Origin of the sequence: Pseudonocardia lutea (assembly GCF_042658055.1) — a bacterium.
Classification (GTDB): domain Bacteria; phylum Actinomycetota; class Actinomycetes; order Mycobacteriales; family Pseudonocardiaceae; genus Pseudonocardia; species Pseudonocardia lutea.
The window spans coordinates 44,271-61,299 of record NZ_JBHSQK010000087.1; the positions used below are offsets into that span (position 1 = coordinate 44,271).

The 17,029-nt window shown below is 75.0% G+C and carries 19 protein-coding genes and 1 tRNA gene; 16 read left to right on the forward strand and 4 right to left on the reverse strand.

Annotated features, from left to right (window positions below; genetic code table 11):
- Position 1: 1 nt before the first annotated feature.
- Positions 2-772, reverse strand: a complete 771-nt coding sequence (locus tag ACFQH9_RS26870) for a Mut7-C RNAse domain-containing protein (protein WP_379570272.1) — start codon at positions 770-772, stop codon at positions 2-4.
- 137 nt (positions 773-909) lie between these two features.
- Between ACFQH9_RS26870 and ACFQH9_RS26875 the strand changes: the two genes are divergently transcribed.
- The 5 genes from ACFQH9_RS26875 (at position 910) to ACFQH9_RS26895 (ending at position 5,157) form a co-directional block, all read left to right on the forward strand.
- Positions 910-1,614 (forward strand): RibD family protein, encoded by a 705-nt coding sequence (locus ACFQH9_RS26875; protein ID WP_379570274.1) that lies wholly within the window; start codon positions 910-912, stop codon positions 1,612-1,614.
- The gene (locus tag ACFQH9_RS26880) at positions 1,607-2,578 is read left to right on the forward strand and encodes a zinc-dependent alcohol dehydrogenase (RefSeq protein WP_379570276.1); all 972 of its coding nucleotides are present in this window, start codon (positions 1,607-1,609) and stop codon (positions 2,576-2,578) included. Before ACFQH9_RS26875 ends, ACFQH9_RS26880 begins: the two co-directional genes overlap by 8 nt.
- 19 nt (positions 2,579-2,597) lie before the next feature.
- Entirely contained in the window at positions 2,598-2,999 is a 402-nt protein-coding gene (locus ACFQH9_RS26885; RefSeq protein WP_379570278.1) for a 6-pyruvoyl trahydropterin synthase family protein, read from the forward strand.
- Positions 2,996-4,045, forward strand: a complete 1,050-nt coding sequence (locus ACFQH9_RS26890; protein ID WP_379570280.1) for a glycosyltransferase family 4 protein — start codon at positions 2,996-2,998, stop codon at positions 4,043-4,045. Before ACFQH9_RS26885 ends, ACFQH9_RS26890 begins: the two co-directional genes overlap by 4 nt.
- Positions 4,046-4,239: 194 nt before the next feature.
- The gene (locus ACFQH9_RS26895; RefSeq protein WP_379570282.1) at positions 4,240-5,157 is read left to right on the forward strand and encodes a lysylphosphatidylglycerol synthase domain-containing protein; all 918 of its coding nucleotides are present in this window, start codon (positions 4,240-4,242) and stop codon (positions 5,155-5,157) included.
- Positions 5,158-5,303: 146 nt separating this feature from the next.
- Here ACFQH9_RS26895 and ACFQH9_RS26900 read toward each other — a convergent pair.
- A tRNA-Leu gene (locus ACFQH9_RS26900) sits at positions 5,304-5,387 on the reverse strand.
- Positions 5,388-5,493: 106 nt separating this feature from the next.
- Between ACFQH9_RS26900 and ACFQH9_RS26905 the strand changes: the two genes are divergently transcribed.
- Together ACFQH9_RS26905 and ACFQH9_RS26910 are read left to right on the forward strand one after the other, a co-directional pair.
- Positions 5,494-6,810, forward strand: coding sequence for a M20/M25/M40 family metallo-hydrolase (locus tag ACFQH9_RS26905; RefSeq protein WP_379570284.1), 1,317 nt, complete (start codon positions 5,494-5,496; stop codon positions 6,808-6,810).
- A 31-nt stretch (positions 6,811-6,841) separates the two neighbouring features.
- Positions 6,842-7,633, forward strand: coding sequence for an SDR family NAD(P)-dependent oxidoreductase (locus ACFQH9_RS26910; protein WP_379570286.1), 792 nt, complete (start codon positions 6,842-6,844; stop codon positions 7,631-7,633).
- On the opposite strand, the gene ACFQH9_RS26915 is transcribed toward ACFQH9_RS26910, so the two are convergent.
- Together ACFQH9_RS26915 and ACFQH9_RS26920 are read right to left on the reverse strand one after the other, a co-directional pair.
- Complete coding sequence (locus tag ACFQH9_RS26915) at positions 7,630-7,878, reverse strand: DUF5703 family protein (RefSeq protein ID WP_379570288.1); 249 nt, start codon at positions 7,876-7,878, stop codon at positions 7,630-7,632. The genes ACFQH9_RS26910 and ACFQH9_RS26915 overlap by 4 nt on opposite strands.
- 110 nt (positions 7,879-7,988) lie before the next feature.
- Positions 7,989-8,936: an aldo/keto reductase gene (locus ACFQH9_RS26920; protein WP_379570290.1), complete on the reverse strand. Its 948-nt coding sequence runs from the start codon at positions 8,934-8,936 to the stop codon at positions 7,989-7,991.
- 93 nt (positions 8,937-9,029) lie between these two features.
- Here ACFQH9_RS26920 and ACFQH9_RS26925 point away from each other — a divergent pair, with 93 nt between their 5' ends.
- From ACFQH9_RS26925 to ACFQH9_RS26965, 9 genes are all read left to right on the forward strand, one after another.
- The gene (locus ACFQH9_RS26925; protein ID WP_379570292.1) at positions 9,030-9,851 is read left to right on the forward strand and encodes an undecaprenyl-diphosphate phosphatase; all 822 of its coding nucleotides are present in this window, start codon (positions 9,030-9,032) and stop codon (positions 9,849-9,851) included.
- A gap of 24 nt (positions 9,852-9,875) precedes the next feature.
- Positions 9,876-10,619: a histidine phosphatase family protein gene (locus tag ACFQH9_RS26930; protein WP_379570294.1), complete on the forward strand. Its 744-nt coding sequence runs from the start codon at positions 9,876-9,878 to the stop codon at positions 10,617-10,619.
- 61 nt (positions 10,620-10,680) lie between these two features.
- A complete protein-coding gene (locus tag ACFQH9_RS26935) occupies positions 10,681-11,271 on the forward strand; it encodes a DUF3090 domain-containing protein (protein WP_379570296.1) in 591 nt (196 codons plus the stop codon).
- 6 nt (positions 11,272-11,277) lie between these two features.
- The gene (locus ACFQH9_RS26940) at positions 11,278-12,081 is read left to right on the forward strand and encodes an SCO1664 family protein (protein WP_379570298.1); all 804 of its coding nucleotides are present in this window, start codon (positions 11,278-11,280) and stop codon (positions 12,079-12,081) included.
- 11 nt (positions 12,082-12,092) lie between these two features.
- Positions 12,093-12,962, forward strand: coding sequence for a 4,5-DOPA-extradiol-dioxygenase (gene ygiD, locus ACFQH9_RS26945; protein WP_379570300.1), 870 nt, complete (start codon positions 12,093-12,095; stop codon positions 12,960-12,962).
- A 116-nt stretch (positions 12,963-13,078) separates the two neighbouring features.
- A complete protein-coding gene (locus ACFQH9_RS26950; RefSeq protein ID WP_379570302.1) occupies positions 13,079-13,666 on the forward strand; it encodes a hypothetical protein in 588 nt (195 codons plus the stop codon).
- A 97-nt stretch (positions 13,667-13,763) separates the two neighbouring features.
- Positions 13,764-15,197 (forward strand): NADP-dependent phosphogluconate dehydrogenase, encoded by a 1,434-nt coding sequence (gndA, locus tag ACFQH9_RS26955; protein ID WP_379570304.1) that lies wholly within the window; start codon positions 13,764-13,766, stop codon positions 15,195-15,197.
- Between the two features lie 143 nt (positions 15,198-15,340).
- Positions 15,341-16,531: a YncE family protein gene (locus ACFQH9_RS26960; RefSeq protein ID WP_379570306.1), complete on the forward strand. Its 1,191-nt coding sequence runs from the start codon at positions 15,341-15,343 to the stop codon at positions 16,529-16,531.
- A complete protein-coding gene (locus ACFQH9_RS26965) occupies positions 16,528-17,028 on the forward strand; it encodes a DUF2127 domain-containing protein (RefSeq protein WP_379570308.1) in 501 nt (166 codons plus the stop codon). The genes ACFQH9_RS26960 and ACFQH9_RS26965 overlap by 4 nt, the downstream gene beginning before the upstream one ends.
- The last annotated feature ends 1 nt before the right edge of the window (position 17,029 follow it).

The following is a 17,029-nucleotide window of genomic DNA, read 5'->3' on the forward strand; positions in this document are numbered from 1 at the left end:
CTCAGCGGCCGGGCTGCGCCGACCGGCGTCCGACGACCGCGCGCGCCGCCTCCACGATCCGTTGCAGGCCCTTCCCGTGGGCGCCGTGCCAGTACACGCGCCCGCAGGAGCGGCACCGCGCGAACTCGGCGTAGCTGCGCCGGGTCCCGGGCTGCAGCCCGCCGGCCACCTCCTCCGCGGCGACCGGCGCGAGCTCGCCGTTGCAGGCGGTGCAGCGGGTCGAGGGGGCGAGCGGCGGGGCGAAGCGGTCGAGGACGTCCGCGAGCTGGTCGTCCGGCCGGTCGCCGGCCACGTGGGCCCCGGCCCACAGCGCGCGGCGCATCAGCAGACCGCGGTCCTGCGTGAGCACGATCCGGTGCTGCGCGGCGCCCTCGCGGACCAGCTCGGCGTCCGCGGCGTCGTTGCGGTAGGCGGCGTCGATCCCCAGCACCCGCAGCCGGCGGGCGAGGGTCCCGAGGCCGACGTCGAGCAGGAAGCCGGTGGCGCCCGGCACCTCCTGGGGACGCTGCACCGGCAGGATCTCCAGCTCCGCGCCCGGCACCGGCCGCTCCTGCGGCGAGGCCGGGCGGCCGTCGAGCCGCAGCCCGCCGACCTCGGTGAGCGGCACGCCGAGGCTCTGCACCACGTGCCCGAGGGTGGCGTCGCCGTCCCACGGCACGGTCGCGCGGTCGCGGCGACGCTCGCGCGACAGCAGGAACCACAGCCCGGGGTCCGTCCGCACGACCACCGGGCCGGAGCGGGCCGGGCTCGGGTCCTGCGCCGGGGGAGGCACCACGCCGACGGTACCGGCGGCCGGCGACCCCGCGCCGCACGGCACGGCGGCGGCGGAGGAACCGCGCTGGGCCGTCCGGGGCAGTCCCCGCCCGGCACGTGGCACGGGGACTCCCCGAGACGGCACGATGCGGAACCATGGACCGCCCGTACGTGATCGCCTCGGCGGCCGTGTCCCTCGACGGCTACATCGACGACGTCGCCGAGGCGCGCCTGATCCTGTCCGACGAGGAGGACCTCGACCGCGTCGACGACGTGCGGGCCTGGGCCGACGCCGTGCTCGTCGGGGCCAACACCATCCGCACGGACGACCCGCGGCTGCTCGTCCGCTCGGCGGAGCGCCGCCGCGCGCGGGTCGCCGCGGGCCGGCCGGAGACACCGGCGAAGGTCACCCTGACCCGGTGCGGCAAGGTCGACCCCGGGGCGCGCTTCTTCACCGCGGGGGACACCGCCCGCTTCGTGTACACCTGCGACTCCACCCTCGACGAGGTGCGGTCCAAGCTCGGCGGGGTCGCGACCGTCGTCGGCGCGGGGGACCCGCTGGAGCTGCCGCGGATGCTGGCCGACCTGCACGGGCGCGGGATCGAACGGTTGATGGTCGAGGGCGGCGGGGCCGTGCACACGCTCTTCCTCTCCGCCGACGTGGTCGACGAGCTGCACATGGTCTACGCGCCCTTCTTCGTCGGCCAGCGGGACGCGCCGCGGTTCGTCAACCCCGCCGACTTCCCGCAGGGCCCGACGTCGCGGATGACCCTGGCCGAGACCCGCCGGATCGGGAACCTGGTGTTCCTGCGGTACCTGCCCCGGGGAGACCGACGGAACGGCCGCACCGGGCATGGCTGAGCGCGCGCTCTGGCTCGACGCCCCGGGGCGCGTCTCGCTGCACGAGGTCGAGGTCCCCGCCCCGGGCCCGGACGAGGTGCTGGTCCGGACCCTGCACACCGGCGTCAGCCGGGGGACCGAGGCGCTGGTCTTCCGCGGCGGGGTGCCGGCGAGCCAGCACACCGCGATGCGGGCGCCGTTCCAGGAGGGCGACTTCCCGGCGCCGGTGAAGTACGGCTACCTCAACGTCGGCGTGGTCGAGGAGGGGCCGGCCGCGCTGCGCGGCCGGGCGGTGTTCTGCCTGTACCCGCACCAGACCCGGTACGTCGTCCCCGCCTCCGCGGTGACCCCGGTGCCCGACGGCACGCCGCCGGCCCGGGCGGTGCTCGGCGGGACCGTGGAGACCGCGGTCAACGCGCTGTGGGACGCCGCGCCCCTGGTCGGGGACCGGATCGCCGTCGTCGGGGGCGGGATGGTGGGCTGCTGCGTGGCGGCGCTGCTCGCGGGGTTCCCGGGCGTGCGGGTCCAGCTGGTCGACCCGCTGCCGGCGCGGGCGGCGGTCGCCGGCGCCCTCGGCGTCGAATGGGTCCCGCCCGAGGAGGCGGCCGGCGGCTGCGACCTGGTGGTGCACACCAGTGCCACCGAGGCGGGGCTCGCCCGGGCGCTGGAGCTGCTCGGGCCGGAGGGCGAGGTCGTCGAGATGTCCTGGTACGGCGACCGCCCGGTCCGCGTGCCGCTCGGCGAGGCCTTCCATCCCGGCCGGCTGACCATCCGCAGCAGCCAGGTCGGGATGGTCTCCGCCGCCCGGCGCGCCCGCCGGACCTTCGGCGACCGGATCGCCCTCGCGCTGCGCCTGCTGGCCGATCCGCGCTACGACGCCCTCGTCACGAGCGAGGGGTCCTTCGACGCGCTGCCCACGGACCTGCCGCGGGTTCTCGCGGCGGACGGTGAACCGTCCGGGCTCCTCCACCGTGTCGACTACTGACACCGCGAGGAGGAGCACGTTGTTCGGGATCACCGTCCGCGACCACATGATGGTCGCCCACAGCTTCCGCGGCGAGGTCTTCGGCCCGGCGCAGCGCCTGCACGGCGCCACGTTCGTCGTCGACGCGACCTTCCGACGCCGCGAGCTCGACGCCGACGACCTCGTCGTCGACATCGGGCTGGCCACCGCGGCCCTGCAGGCGGTGCTGAGCGGCCTGACCTACCGCAACCTCGACGACGATCCCGCGTTCGCCGGGCGCAACACCTCCACCGAGTTCCTGGCGAAGGTCGTGGCCGACCGGCTCGCCGAGCGGGTCGCCGCCGGTGAGCTGGGCGAGGGCGCCCGGGGCCTGGAGGGGATCGTGGTGACGCTGCACGAGTCCCACGTGGCGTGGGCGAGCTACGAGCGGTCCCTCCCGTGATCGTGTCCGCGCCCGTGGTGGCGGCCGTGCTGCCCGCCGACGTCGACGACCCGCGGCGGCCCTCCGGCGGCAACGTCTACGACCGCCGCGTGCTGGCCCGGCTCGGCGGGGTGCACGAGATCGCGGCGGGCGGGAGCTGGCCGCACCCCTCGGCGGCCGACCGCGCGGCACTGGCGGCGGCGCTGGCGGCGCTCCCGGACGGCGCCGTGGTGCTGCTCGACGGGCTCGTGGCCTGCGGGGTCCCCGAGGTCGTGGTGCCGGAGGCCGGGCGGCTGCGGCCGGTGGTGCTGGTGCACCTGCCGCTCGCCGACGAGGCCGGTGCCGATCCCGCGCTGGCCGGTCGCGAGCGGGCGGTGCTGCACGCCGCGGCCGCGGTCGTCGCGACGAGCACGTGGTCGGCCCGGCGGCTGGAGTCGCTGCACGGCCTGCGCGAGGTCCCGGTGGTCACGCCCGGGGCCGATCCGGCGCCCCTGGCCCCGGGTTCGGACGGCACGAGCCTGCTCTGCGTGGGCTCGGTGACCCCGACGAAGGGGCAGGACCTGCTGGTCGGGGCGCTGGCGCGGGTCGCGTCGCGGCCGTGGAGCTGCCGGCTCGTGGGGCCGCTCGGCCGCGCGCCCGCGCACGTCGACCTGGTCCGGCGCGCGCTCGACCGGCACGGTCTGGCCGACCGGGTCCGGCTCGACGGCCCGCTCGCCGGCGCGGCCCTCGCCGAGGCCTACGCGGTCGCCGACCTGCTCGTGCTGCCCTCGCGCGCGGAGGCCTTCGGGATGGTGGTGCTGGAGGCGTTGGCCCGCGGCGTCCCGGTGCTCGCCAGCGATGTCGGCGGGGTGCGGGAGGCCCTGGGCACCACGGGTTCCGGCGAGGTGCCCGGCCTGCTGGTGGCGCCGGACGCCCGCGGGCTCGCGGACGGGCTGCAGGCCTGGCTCGACGACCCGTCCCTGCGCGCCCGCCTCCGCCGCGCCGCGCGCGAGCGCCGGGCGACGGTGCCGGGCTGGGAGGTCCCCTCCGCCGCCCTCGCCGCGATCCTCGAGGGGGTGCGGTCGTGAGCGCTCCGGTCCTGCCGACCCCGGCGACGCAGTATGGATCCGTAACGCCCTCGGACCCTGGTGTCGAGCCGCAGTACGGACCCATCAGGCCCTCGGGCCCTGCGGCCGAGACGAGTCATGGAGCCATAGCGCGGTCCGTGGGTGCTGCAGCGCGGGCGGTGTTGGGGTCGTCGCGGGTCCGGACGGCGGCAGCGGTGGCGCTGCTCGTCCTGGTGGTCTGGCGGCTGGGGGCGGGTCCGGTCCTCGACGGGTTGCGGGCGGTCGACCTCGCCGCAGTTCTGGCGGCGCTCGGCATCGGCGCCGCGACCACCGTGGCCGGCGCGGCCCGCTGGGTGCTCGTGTCCCGGCGGCTCGGGATGCCGCTGCGGCTCGGCCCGGCCGTGGCGCACTGCTACCGGGCGCTGTTCCTCAACTCGGTGCTCCCGGCCGGGATCCTCGGCGACGTCGGCCGGGCGGTGGAGCACGGCCGCGCGGTGGGCGACGTCGGCCGCGGAGCCCGGGCGGTGATGCTGGAGAAGGTCGCCGGGCAGATCGCGCTCGTGGTGGTCGGGACGGTCGTGCTGGTCGGCGAGCCGTCCGTGCTGTCCGCGCTGTCCGTGCCGGTCCAGGTCTGGGCCCCGGCGCTCGGGGTACTCGGGGCGGCCGTGGTCGTCGCGCTGCGCGTCCGCCGGGTCCGGAGCGGCCTGGGCACCCTGCTCGCCGACGCCCGCCGCGGACTCCTCGCCCGCGACGCCTGGCCCGGTGTGGCTCTGCTCTCCCTCGCCGCGCTCGCCGGGTACCTCGGCCTGTTCCTGGTCGCGGCCCGCACCGTCGGCGCGACCGCTCCCACCGCGCAACTGCTCCCGCTCCTGGTGCTGGCGTTGTTCGTGATGGGCCTGCCGGTCAACGTCGGCGGGTTCGGGCCGCGCGAGGCCGTGGCCGCCGTCGCGTTCGGCGCGGTCGGTCTCGGCGCGGCCCAGGGCCTGTCCGCCGCCGTGGTCTACGGCGTCCTGACGGTGGTGAGCACCCTCCCCGGCGGCCTGGTCCTCCTGGCCGGCCTCCTCCGCCGCGCCCGCCCGGCCCGCCGCCTCGCCACGACCACCGCCGCCGCCTCGGCCACGGTCACGGCCTGATCGACGGTTGCGTGCGCCCCGGGCTCCGCCGGCGGCCCTCGGCGCACCCCACCGCCGATCACGGGAGCCCGAGAACGACGAGACCCCCGAGAACGACGGGACCCCGGTCCACCGGACCGGGGTCGTGATCGGGGAGATGTTCTCTGTGTCCGAGGGGGGACTTGAACCCCCACCCCCTACTCGGGGACTAGCACCTCAAGCTAGCGCGTCTGCCATTCCGCCACTCGGACCTGCACCGCCCGGGCCCGCCCGGTGCGACCGTTGAAGCATAGCGGAGCCGACCCGGCCCCCGCGGAGGGGGCATGCGTGTGGGCCCGGGGTGGTAGGAACATGGTCATGACCGGCCCGCGCAGCGCCGTGGACGAGGTGGTCGAGCTCTGCTCGGACCTCATCCGCATCGACACGTCCAACACCGGCGACCCGGCGACCGTCACGGGGGAGCAGGAGGCGGCGGAGTACGTCGCCGGGAAGCTCTCCGAGGTCGGCTACGAGGTGGAGGTGCTCGAGTCCGGCGGGCCCCGCCGCGCGAACGTGTTCTGCCGGCTGAAGGGGGCGGACCCGGAGCGCGGCGCGCTGCTGGTGCACGGCCACCTGGACGTCGTGCCCGCCGAGCCGAGCGAGTGGTCCGTGCACCCCTTCTCCGGCGCGGTGCAGGACGGCTACGTCTGGGGCCGCGGCGCCGTCGACATGAAGGACATGGTCGCGATGACGATCGCGGTCGCGCGGCAGTTCAAGCGGGAGGGCCACGTCCCGCCCCGCGACCTCGTCTTCGCCTTCGTGGCCGACGAGGAGGCCGGTGGCTCGTACGGGGCCCAGTGGCTGGTGAAGCACCGGCCGGACCTGTTCGAGGGCTGCACCGAGGCCGTCGGCGAGGTCGGCGGGTTCTCCCTCACCCTCGGCCAGGACCGCCGCGTCTACCTGATCGAGTCGGCCGAGAAGAGCATGGCCTGGATGCGGCTGCGCGCCAAGGGCAAGCCCGGCCACGGCTCCTTCCTGCACGAGGACAACGCCGTGACCATCCTCTCCGAGGCGGTCGCGCGGCTGGGCAACCACCGGTTCCCGCTCATCGTGACGGACACCGTGCGCGCCTTCGCCGACCACATCCGCGAGCTCACCGGCATGGAGTTCCCGGACGAGGACATCGAGGGCGCCTTCGCCAAGCTCGGCCCGGTCGCCCGCATGGTCGGCGCCACGGTCCGCGACACCGCGAACCCGACCATGCTCAGCGCGGGCTACAAGGCCAACGTCATCCCGTCGACGGCCGAGGCCACCGTCGACTGCCGGGTGCTGCCCGGCCGTCGGGAGGCCTTCCTCCGGGAGGTCGACGAGCTGCTCGGGCCGGACGTCGAGCGCGAGTGGATCCAGGACCTGCCCGCGGTGGAGACCGAGTTCTCCGGCGCGCTCGTCGACGCGATGGCGGCGGCGCTGCGCACCGAGGACCCGGAGGCGAGGGCGGTCCCCTACATGCTCTCCGGTGGCACGGACGCGAAGTCCTTCCAGCAGCTGGGCATGCGCTGCTTCGGGTTCGCGCCCCTGCGGCTGCCCCCGGACCTGGACTTCGCCTCGCTCTTCCACGGCATCGACGAGCGGGTGCCGGTCGACGCGCTGGAGTTCGGCACCCGGGTCCTCGAGCGCTTCCTGCGCACGGCGTGAGCAACGACACGGGACGGAGCCGGCGGAACCGATGATGGACCTCACCGACAAGGTCGCCCTGGTCACCGGGGGCGCCTCGGGGATCGGCGCGGCCGCGTCCCGGCGGCTGGCCGGGGCGGGCGCGCACGTGGTCGTGGCCGACCGGGACGGCGACGCCGCCGAGCTCGTCGCCGGCGAGATCGGGGGCACGGCACGGGTCGCCGACGTCACCGACCCCGAGGCCGTGACCGCCCTGGTCGAGGCGGCCGAGGGGGTACGCGGGCACCTCGACGTGGTGCTGCTGAACGCCGGCATCACCTCCGGCCAGTCCGGGATCGCGGATCTCGACCTCGCCGGCTACCGGGCGATCATGGGCGTCAACCTCGACCACGTGGTGTTCGGGCTGACCGCGGCGGTCCCGGCGCTGCGCCGGGCCGGCGGCGGCCGGATCGTGGCCATCGCCTCCCTCGCCGGTCTGGTCCCGATGCCCGGGGACGCGCTCTACACGGCCTCGAAGCACGCGGTCGTCGGGTACGTCCGCTCGGCCGCCCCGGTGCTGGCGCCGGAGGGCATCGTGGTCAACGCCGTGTGCCCCGGCTTCGCCGACACCCCGCTGATCGCCCGCGCCAAGGAGCAGTTCGGCGACTTCCCGCTGCTCACGGCCGAGGACGTGGCGACCGCGGTGGAGGCGGTCCTGGAGCGCGGGGAGCCGGGGGAGTGCTGGTTCGTGCAGCCCGGGCGCGAACCCGCCCCGTACGGCTTCCGTGGCGTCCCCGGACCGAAGGGCGCCGGGGCGCCGCCGCCCGTGGACTGGGAGACCGGGCGGAGCGGACGGCGGAGCTAGTAGGACAGCTCCGGGAGCATCTGCCCGGTGCGCCGGCGGCGCAGCCAGACCTTGCGCACCCCGCCGGGGTAGAGCCGGACCCGGGAGAGCTCCCATCCCGCGTACTCGGCCTGGATCGCGAGGCGCACCGCGGCCGTCAGCCGGGGCACGTCGCCGTCGATCCGGAGGGGGCGGTACTCCCAGTCCCCCTCCACGTGGGGATTCCCGTCGAGATCGACCGCCTCCGTCGCACCGGTACCTGCCACCGGTCACCTCCTGCAGTGCTCGCGACCCCCGGTGAACCAGGGGTTACGGACCCACCATACGAGGGTGTCGGCGCGCGGGGCCAGGGTTGGGGGCGAGCGTCGCGATTCGGTCAGGGGCCGGCGCTGACGTCGTCGAGCGCGGCCCTGATCTCCGGCGGCAGGGACACGGCCTCGGTGGCCAGCGACGCGGCGAGCTGGGCGGCGTCCCGCGCCCCGACGACGGCGGCGGCGACCCCGGGCCGGTCCCGCACCCAGGCCAGCGCGACGGCCAGCGGCGAGGTCCCGAGCCCGTCCGCGGCGGTGAGCACGGACTGCACGATCCGGGCGCTGCGCTCGTTGCGCCGCGCCTCGACGTAGGCCGCGAGCACCGGCGAGGTGGCGCGCGAGTCCGCCGGCGTGCCGTCGGTGTACTTGCCCGTCAGCACGCCGCGGCCGAGCGGCGCCCAGGCGAACAGGCCCAGGCCGTGGTGCCGGGCCGCGGGCAGCAGCTCGGCCTCCGGGGCGCGGTGCAGCAGGGAGTACTCCGCCTGCGCCGACACCGGGACCACGACGTTGCCCACGGCCCGGGCCCGCTCGGTGACCGTGGCGAGCTGCCAGCCCGCCGGCGCGACCAGGCCGGCGTAGCGGACCTTGCCGCTCAGCACCGCGACCTGGACCGCCGACAGCGTCTCCTCGAGCGGGACCTGCGGGTCCCAGCCGGGCAGCTGCCACAGGTCGACCCGGTCGGTGCGCAGCCGGCGCAGCGTCGCGTCGAGCCCGTGCAGCAGGGCGCCGCGGGCCGCCTGCTGCCCCAGGGCGCCGGCCGGCGGGGCGCCGCGCGCGGCGATCACCAGGTCGTCCCGCGCGACGAGGCCGGCCTCGAGGTGCGCGCCGAGGACCTCCTGCGCCGCGCCGTCGCCGTAGACGTCGGCGGTCTCGACCAGCGTGCCGCCGCCCTCGACGAAGGCCACGAGCTGCTCGCCCGCGCCCTCGACGTCCGTGTCCTCGCCCCAGGTCATGGTGCCCAGGCCGATGCGCGAGACCTGCAACCCGGACCCGCCCACCCTCCTGCGCAGCACCCGACGAGCCTGCCACCCGGGGGTGGGTCCGCGGTGCCCGCCCCCGCCCTCGCTACCGTGACGCCCCGTGACCGAGACCCGGGGGGACGTCCGATGAGCTGGCTCGAGGTCGTGGTGCTCGGCCTGGTCCAGGGACTGACCGAGTTCCTGCCGATCTCCTCGTCCGGCCACCTGCGGATCGTGTCGGGGCTGTTCTTCGGCCACGACCCGGGCGCCGCCTTCACCGCCGTCACCCAGATCGGCACCGAGCTGGCGGTGCTCGTCTACTTCGCCAGGGACATCGGCAGGCTCGTGGCGACGTGGTTCCGCGGGCTCCGCGACCCCGAGGTCCGGGCGACCCAGGACTACCGGATGGCCTGGATGGTCATCCTCGGCAGCATCCCGATCGTCGTGCTCGGGGTGCTGTTCAAGGACCAGATCGAGACGGTCGCCCGCAACCTCTGGCTGATCGCGACCACCCTCGTCGTGTTCGGCATCCTGCTCGGCCTGGCCGAGCGCTACGGCCGGCAGGTGCGCCCGCTGGAGGAGCTGACGATGCGGGACGGCATCATCCTCGGCTTCGCGCAGGCCATGGCCCTGGTGCCGGGCGTCTCGCGGTCCGGCGGCACGATCACGGTCGGCCTGTTCCTCGGCCTCGAGCGGGCCGCGGCCGTGCGGTTCTCGTTCCTGCTCGCCCTCCCCGCGGTCTTCGGGTCGGGCCTGTTCACGCTGCCCGACGTCTTCGCCGGGGACGGGCCCACCCCGGCCCAGATGATCGTGGCCGTGCTGATCGCGGGCGTGGTCGGCTACGCCGTGATCGCGTGGCTGCTCAAGTTCGTGGAGAAGAACACCGTCTACGTGTTCGTCGCCTACCGGATCGCGCTCGGCGTGGCGCTGATGGCGGCGCTGGGCATCGGCGCGGTCTCCGCCACCTGACCCCGACACGTAGGCTCGATCGTCGTGACCACCCTGATCCTGCTCCGGCACGGCCGGTCGACGTCCAACACCGCCGGCGTGCTCGCCGGCCGGACGCCGGGCGTCGAGCTGGACGACAAGGGCCGCGAGCAGGCGGCGGCGGTGGTCGAGCGGCTGGCGCCGCTGCCGCTCGCCGAGATCGTCACCTCGCCGATGCTGCGCTGCCGGCAGACCGTCACGCCGCTGGCCGAGGCCCGCGGCCTGGTGCCGCTCGTCGAGGAGGACCTGTCCGAGGTCGACTACGGCGACTGGACCGGCGGCAAGCTCGCCGAGCTGGCCAAGGAGGACCTCTGGAAGGTCGTCCAGGCACACCCGTCGGCCGCGGTGTTCCCCGGCGGCGAGGGGCTCGCCGGCATGCAGGCCCGCGCGGTCGCCGCGGTCCGGCACCACGAGCGGCGGATCGCGGAGGCGCACGGCCCGCACGCGATCTGGGTGGCCTGCAGCCACGGCGACGTCATCAAGGCGGTGCTGGCCGACGCGCTCGCCAGCCACCTCGACAACTTCCAGCGGATCGTGGTCGACACCTGCTCGATCTCGGTGGTGACCTACACGAGGACCCGGCCCTTCGTGGCCCGGGTGAACGACGTCGGCGGGGACGTCGCGGCGCTCCTGCCGCCCCCGCCGAAGGAGGGCGAGGAGGGACAGGGCGACGGCGTGGCCGAACCCGCCGCCGAACCCGCCGCCGAACCCTCGTCCGACGCGGTCGTCGGCGGCTCCACGGGGGCCTGAGGAGCTCGTCCGCCCCACCGGGGTGCCACGCCCGCGGCGTTGGCCTACTCTGGGTTTCGCCATGTCACGCGTCATCCACGTCTTCCGCCAGCCCGAGCGCTTCGTCGCGGGCACCGTCGGCGAGCCCGGCGACCGGGCCTTCTACCTGCAGGCCATCCAGGACGCGCGCACGATCAGCGTCCTGCTGGAGAAGCAGCAGGTCTCGGTGCTCGCGGAGCGGATCGAGGCGCTGCTCGCGGAGATCGCGCGGCGCTTCGGCACCGAGGTCGACACCGGGCAGGAGGTCGAGTCCTCGGACAACGACCCGCTGGCCGTGCCGCTGGAGGAGGAGTTCCGGGTCGGCACGATGGGCCTGGGCTGGGACGCGGACTCCAAGTCCATCGTGGTCGAGCTGCTCGCGGTGACCGAGGAGGAGATCGACGAGTCCGTCGTCCTCGACGACACCGAGGAGGGGCCCGACGCGCTGCGGGTGTTCCTGTCCCCGCTGCAGGCCCGCGAGTTCGCCGACCGGGCCGAGAAGGTCGTGTCCGCCGGCCGCGCCCCGTGCCCGCTCTGCGCGGAGCCGCTGGACCCGCAGGGGCACGTGTGCGTGCGGCTCAACGGCTACCACCAGCGCTCCCCGATGGGGGACGTCTCCGGCGCGGGCGAGTAAGCGCGGTTGACCGGTTCCGACCTGCGCGACCCCGCGGTCCTCGACGTCCTGCGCAGGGGACGCATCGAGGTCACCGGACGGATGGTCGACGCCTCCAACGCCACCCTGTTCGGCACGGTCTCGGCGGACGGCTGCACCCTGCAGTGCGTCTACAAGCCGGTCCGCGGCGAGCGTCCGCTGTGGGACTTCCCCGACGGCACCCTGGCCGGGCGCGAGGTCGCCAGCTACCTGATCTCCGAGGCCGCGGGCTGGCACGTCGTGCCGCCGACCGTGCTCCGGGAGGGCCCGTTCGGCCCGGGCATGGTCCAGGCCTGGGTGGAGACCGGGAGGTCCGAGGACCTCGTCGACATCCGCCCGCCCAAGGAGGTCAAGCCGGGCTGGCGGGGTGTGCTGCGCGCCCGCGACGACGACGGCCGGCCCGCGGTGCTGGTGCACGCCGACGACCCGCGGCTGCGGGCCATGGCGGTGTTCGACGTCGTCGTCAACAACGCCGACCGCAAGGGCGGGCACGTGCTGGCCGGCGACGACGGCCGGGTCTACGGCGTCGACCACGGGCTCACGATGCACGTCGAGGACAAGCTCCGGACCGTGCTGTGGGGCTGGGTCGGCGAGGAGTTCACCGACGCCGAGATCGAGGCCCTGTCGAAGCTGCGCGCCGAGCTGGCCGGCACCCTCGGCGAGGAGCTGGGCCCGCACGTCACGCTGTCGGAGATCCGGGCGCTGACCGACCGGGTCGACCTGATGCTGGCCGTGCCGCTGTTCCCCGAGCCGTCGGGCTACGGGCCCGCCATCCCCTGGCCGGCGTTCTAGGATCCCCGCTCATGAGCACGGCAGCGGGCACCCCCATGCCGGCGGCGTTCGTCGGGCACGGCAGCCCGATGAACGCCCTGGAGCGCAACCGGTACACGGAGTCCTGGCGGGCCCTCGGCGAGGCACTGCCCCGGCCGCGCGCGGTGCTGGTGATCTCCGCGCACTGGTACGTCAACGCCACCGCCGTGACCGCGATGCCGCGGCCGCGCACGATCCACGACTTCTTCGGCTTCCCGCAGGACCTGTTCGCGGTCGAGTACCCGGCGGCCGGCGCGCCGGAGCTCGCCGAGGAGGTCGCGGAGATCGTCAAGCCGACCTGGGTGGGGGCCGACGTCGACAGCTGGGGGCTCGACCACGGCACCTGGTCGGTCCTCGCGCACGTCTTCCCCGAGGCGGACGTGCCCGTCGTCCAGCTGTCCATCGACGCGACGAAGCCGCTCGAGTACCACCTGGACCTCGGCGCCCGGCTCGCCCCGCTGCGCGAGCGCGGCGTGCTGGTGCTGGGCAGCGGGAACGTGGTGCACAACCTCGCCGGCATGGACGCCGCCCACCGCGACTCCGGCTTCGACTGGGCCCACCGGTTCGACGACGCCGCCCGCGCGGTGCTCACCGGCGAGCCGGAGGAGGTGCTGCGCCTGCGCCAGGCGGCCGACTGGGCCGCGGCGGTGCCGACGCCGGACCATCTCGTCCCGGTGCTCTACCTCGCCGGGCTCGGCGCGGCCGCCGGGCACGGCGCGGACGTGCTCGTCGACGGCTACACCTACGGATCGCTGTCCATGACCTCGTACACCCTCGACCTCGCGGACGTGCCCGCGGCGGCGGGGGAGGAGCACGCCGCGCCGCTCCCGGACGGCGTCCCGCCGGGGTCCACGAACATCTAGGCACGCGCGGTCCTGCACCTGCGCCTCCGGCCGGGTACCCGGCGTCGTGTACGCACCTCGACGTATGGCCCCGCCACCCGCCGTTCGCCACGCTGTGTGACGAGGAGGTGGGGCCGGTGGATCCGGGGACGGGCGTTCGCCGCGCGCTGCCGTACGCGCCCGGGGAGTGGACCCGACTGGTCTCCTCGGTCGTCATGGGCCTCGCGACCCTGGCCGGGACCGCCCGCCCGAGCGCGCTGCCCCCGGACCTGGCGCTGGAGTGCGGCCGCCGTCTCGTCGCCGTCCTGGAACCGGCGTGCCGGCCGGCCAGGCGGGGGGAACCCCACCTGAGCCCGCGCCTGGTGTACCTGACCGCGGATCCCGGCGACGTCGCGGTGCTCGGGGCCGCCGCGCGGGAGCTGGGCAGCCGGCTGCTGCCCCACCCTCCCGGGCCCGCCGACCCGACCGGCCCGTCGCCCGTGCTGGACCCGCCGGCCACGGGGACCGCGGCGGCGCTGACCGTGCTCGTCCCCGACATGACCCTGGTCCACGTGCTGCTCGACATCGACCACGGCTCGGACACCGACCTGCTGCACCGCTGGGGCGCCGACGGGCCGGTGTTCGAGACGCCGCCGCCCGAGGCCCTCGCCGCGCACCACCGCGTCGCCGCGCGCGTGCTCACGATCTGGCGCGCCGGCCTGGGCGAGGACCCGCCCGCCGGGTAGCGGATCACACGTCCTCGCGCCGACGACGGGTCGCCCCGGCCCGGCCCCGGGGGGCAGGATGGGCCGCACACCCGGACCCAGACCCAGGGAGCAGCGCATGGCGGAGAAGAGCCGGATCGGCGTCACCGGGCTGGCGGTGATGGGCGCGAACCTGGCCCGGAACATCGCGAGCCGCGGCGTCCCGGTCGCCGTGCACAACCGCACCACCGCGAAGACCGAGCAGTTCATGGCCGAGCACGGCGGCGAGGGCGAGTTCACGGCGTCGGAGTCCGTCGAGGACTTCGTGAACTCGCTGGAGCGGCCGCGGCGGATCATCGTGATGGTCAAGGCGGGCAGGCCCGTCGACGCCGTGATCGAGGAGCTCACCCCGCTGCTCGACGAGGGCGACATCATCATCGACGCCGGCAACTCGCACTTCCCGGACACCGTGCGCCGTACCGAGGAGTGCGCCGCGAACGGGATCCGGTTCATGGGCGTCGGCGTGTCCGGCGGCGAGGAGGGCGCGCTGCTCGGGCCGAGCATCATGCCCGGCGGCGACCCGGAGGCCTACGCCGAGGTCGAGGAGATCTTCACCGCGATCAGCGCCAAGGTCGACGACACCCCGTGCTGCGTGCACGTCGGCCCCGGCGGCGCCGGGCACTACGTGAAGATGGTGCACAACGGCATCGAGTACGCCGACATCCAACTCATCGCCGAGGCGTACGACCTGCTCACCCACGTCGTCGGGCTGGACGCGCCGGCGATCGGGAAGATCTTCGAGGAGTGGAACAGCGGCGACCTCGAGTCCTTCCTCATCGAGATCACCGGCAAGGTCCTCGCCAAGACGGACGAGAAGACGGGCAAGCCGCTCGTCGACGTCATCGTCGACCAGGCCGAGCAGAAGGGCACCGGCCGCTGGACCTCGCAGGACGCACTCGACCTCGGCGTCCCGCTGACCGGCATCACCGAGGCCGTGTTCGCCCGGACCCTCTCCGCGCTGCGGGACGAGCGCAGGGCCGCGTCGACCACCCTGGCCGGCCCGTCGCCGGCGCAGAAGGCCGACGAGCAGCTGGTCGACGACATCCGCCAGGCCCTCTACGCGTCCAAGGTCGTGGCCTACGCACAGGGGTTCGCCCAGATGCGCGCGGCCTCGATCGAGAACGACTGGGACCTCAAGCTCGGCGACATGGCCACGATCTGGCGCGGCGGCTGCATCATCCGGGCCCAGTTCCTCAACCGGATCCGGGACGCCTACGCCGAGCACCCCGACCTCGACAACCTGCTCATGGTCCCGTACTTCACCGAGGCGGTGGCGGACGCGCAGGACGCCTGGCGGCGGGTGGTGACCGTGGCGACGGAGCAGGGCGTCGCGATCCCGGCCTTCTCGAGCTCGCTGTCGTACTACGACGGCTACCGCCGCGAGCGCGGCCCGGCCAACCTCATCCAGGGCCTGCGGGACTACTTCGGCGCCCACACCTACCGGCGCACCGACGCCGAGGGCTCCTTCCACACCCGCTGGGCCCAGGACGGCGCCGAGGTCCGCACCGACTGATCGTCCGTCCGCTCCCCGTCGACTCGTTCGCCCGACGTCGTCGAACCCGTCGGGGCCGTAGGGGCGGGTGACCCTGGCGGGACCCGGCCCCGGCGGGCAGGCTTGTCCGCCCGGGGCGGTGCGAGTGACGGGGGACCTGCGTGATGGGTGTGCGAGGGCGGCTCGCCGCGGCGGCGGTGGCCGGGCTGACGGTGCTGGTCACGGCGTGCAGCGGGGGTGGGACGCCGGCGTCGGTGCCCACCTCCGCGCCGACGCCGGGGGCCGGCACCACGCCCGCCCCGGCCGCCGCCAGCGACGCGCTGCCCGGCATGCCGCCGGTCACGAACGCGCGCAACGTCTACGCGGACGCCGGGGCGAACATGCTCTCCGACGCGGCGAGGGCCGCGAAGCCGCTGGTCTACGTGCCGCACACCAAGTCCGGCGAGGTCCGCGTGATCGACCCGGCCACGTTCGCGACCGTCGGGACCTACCGGCTGGGCGGGGAGCTGCAGCACGTCGTGCCCTCGTGGGACATGCGCACGCTCTACGCCACCGACGACATCCTCAACAAGGTGGTGCCCTTCGATCCGGTGACGGGGAAGCCGGGCGCGGCGATCCCGGTGCAGGATCCCTACAACATGTACTTCACCCCGGACGGCACCACGGCGATCTCGGTGGCCGAGGCGCAGAAGCGGCTGGTCTTCTACGACCCGCACACCTGGGTGCAGCAGGGCGACCTGCCCACCCCGGACTGCGCCGGCATCGACCACGCCGACTTCACCCCGGACGGCCGTACCGCCGTGTTCACCTGCGAGTTCGCCGGGCGGGTCGCGGTGGTCGACGTCGCGCGCCGCACCCTGCTGCGGACGATCGACATGCCCACCCGCAACACCCACATGGGCCCGCAGGACATCAAGCTCGCCCCGGACGGCTCGGTCTTCTACGTCGCCGACCACGACCAGAACGGGCTGTGGGTGCTCGACGGCGCCGCCACCCGGGTCATCCGGGAGATCCCGACCGGGCACGGTGCCCACGGCCTATACCTCTCCCGCGACGCCACCCGGCTCTTCGTCACCAACCGGCACGAGGGCTCGATCAGCGTCCTCGACGCCTACACCGGCGCGATCCTCACGACCTGGCAGCTCCCCGGCGGCGGGAGTCCCGACATGGGCAACGTGTCCGCGGACGGCTCCCAGCTGTGGCTCTCCGGCCGCTACGACCGGGAGATCTACGTCCTCTCCACCGCGGACGGCAGCCTGATCCGGAAGATCCCGGTGGGCAACGGCCCGCACGGGCTGTGCGTGTGGCCCCAGCCCGGCCGCTACTCGCTCGGCCACACCGGAATCACCCGGTGAGCCCCGACGAGCAGGACACGGTCGCCGCGTCCCGCACCGAGCGGCTCTTCCAGCTCGCCCTGCTCGTCAAGGGGATCGACGGCGCGGCCGAGCTGATCGGCGCGCTCGTGCTGGTCCTGGTGTCCGGCGCGGCCGTGCACCACCTGGTCGCCGAGGTCCTGGCCCACGACCTGCTCGGGCCGCCCGACGGCACCCTGGCCCGGCACTTCGTCGCCGGGACCGCCGAGTTCGCGTCCGGCGACCGCACCTTCGCCGTGCTCTACCTGGCCCTGCACGGGGCGGTGAAGCTGGCGCTCGTGGTGGCGCTGCTGCGCAAGTGGCTGCCCGCCTACCCGGTCGCGATCGCGGTCCTGCTGCTGTTCGTGGTGTACGAGGTGATCCGGGCGGTGCACACGGGCTCGCTGGTGCTGCCCTTCCTCGCCGCGCTCGACCTCGCGATCACCGTACTCGTGTTCCGCGAGTACCGGATGCTCCGGCGGGAGCGCCGCGAGGCCTGAC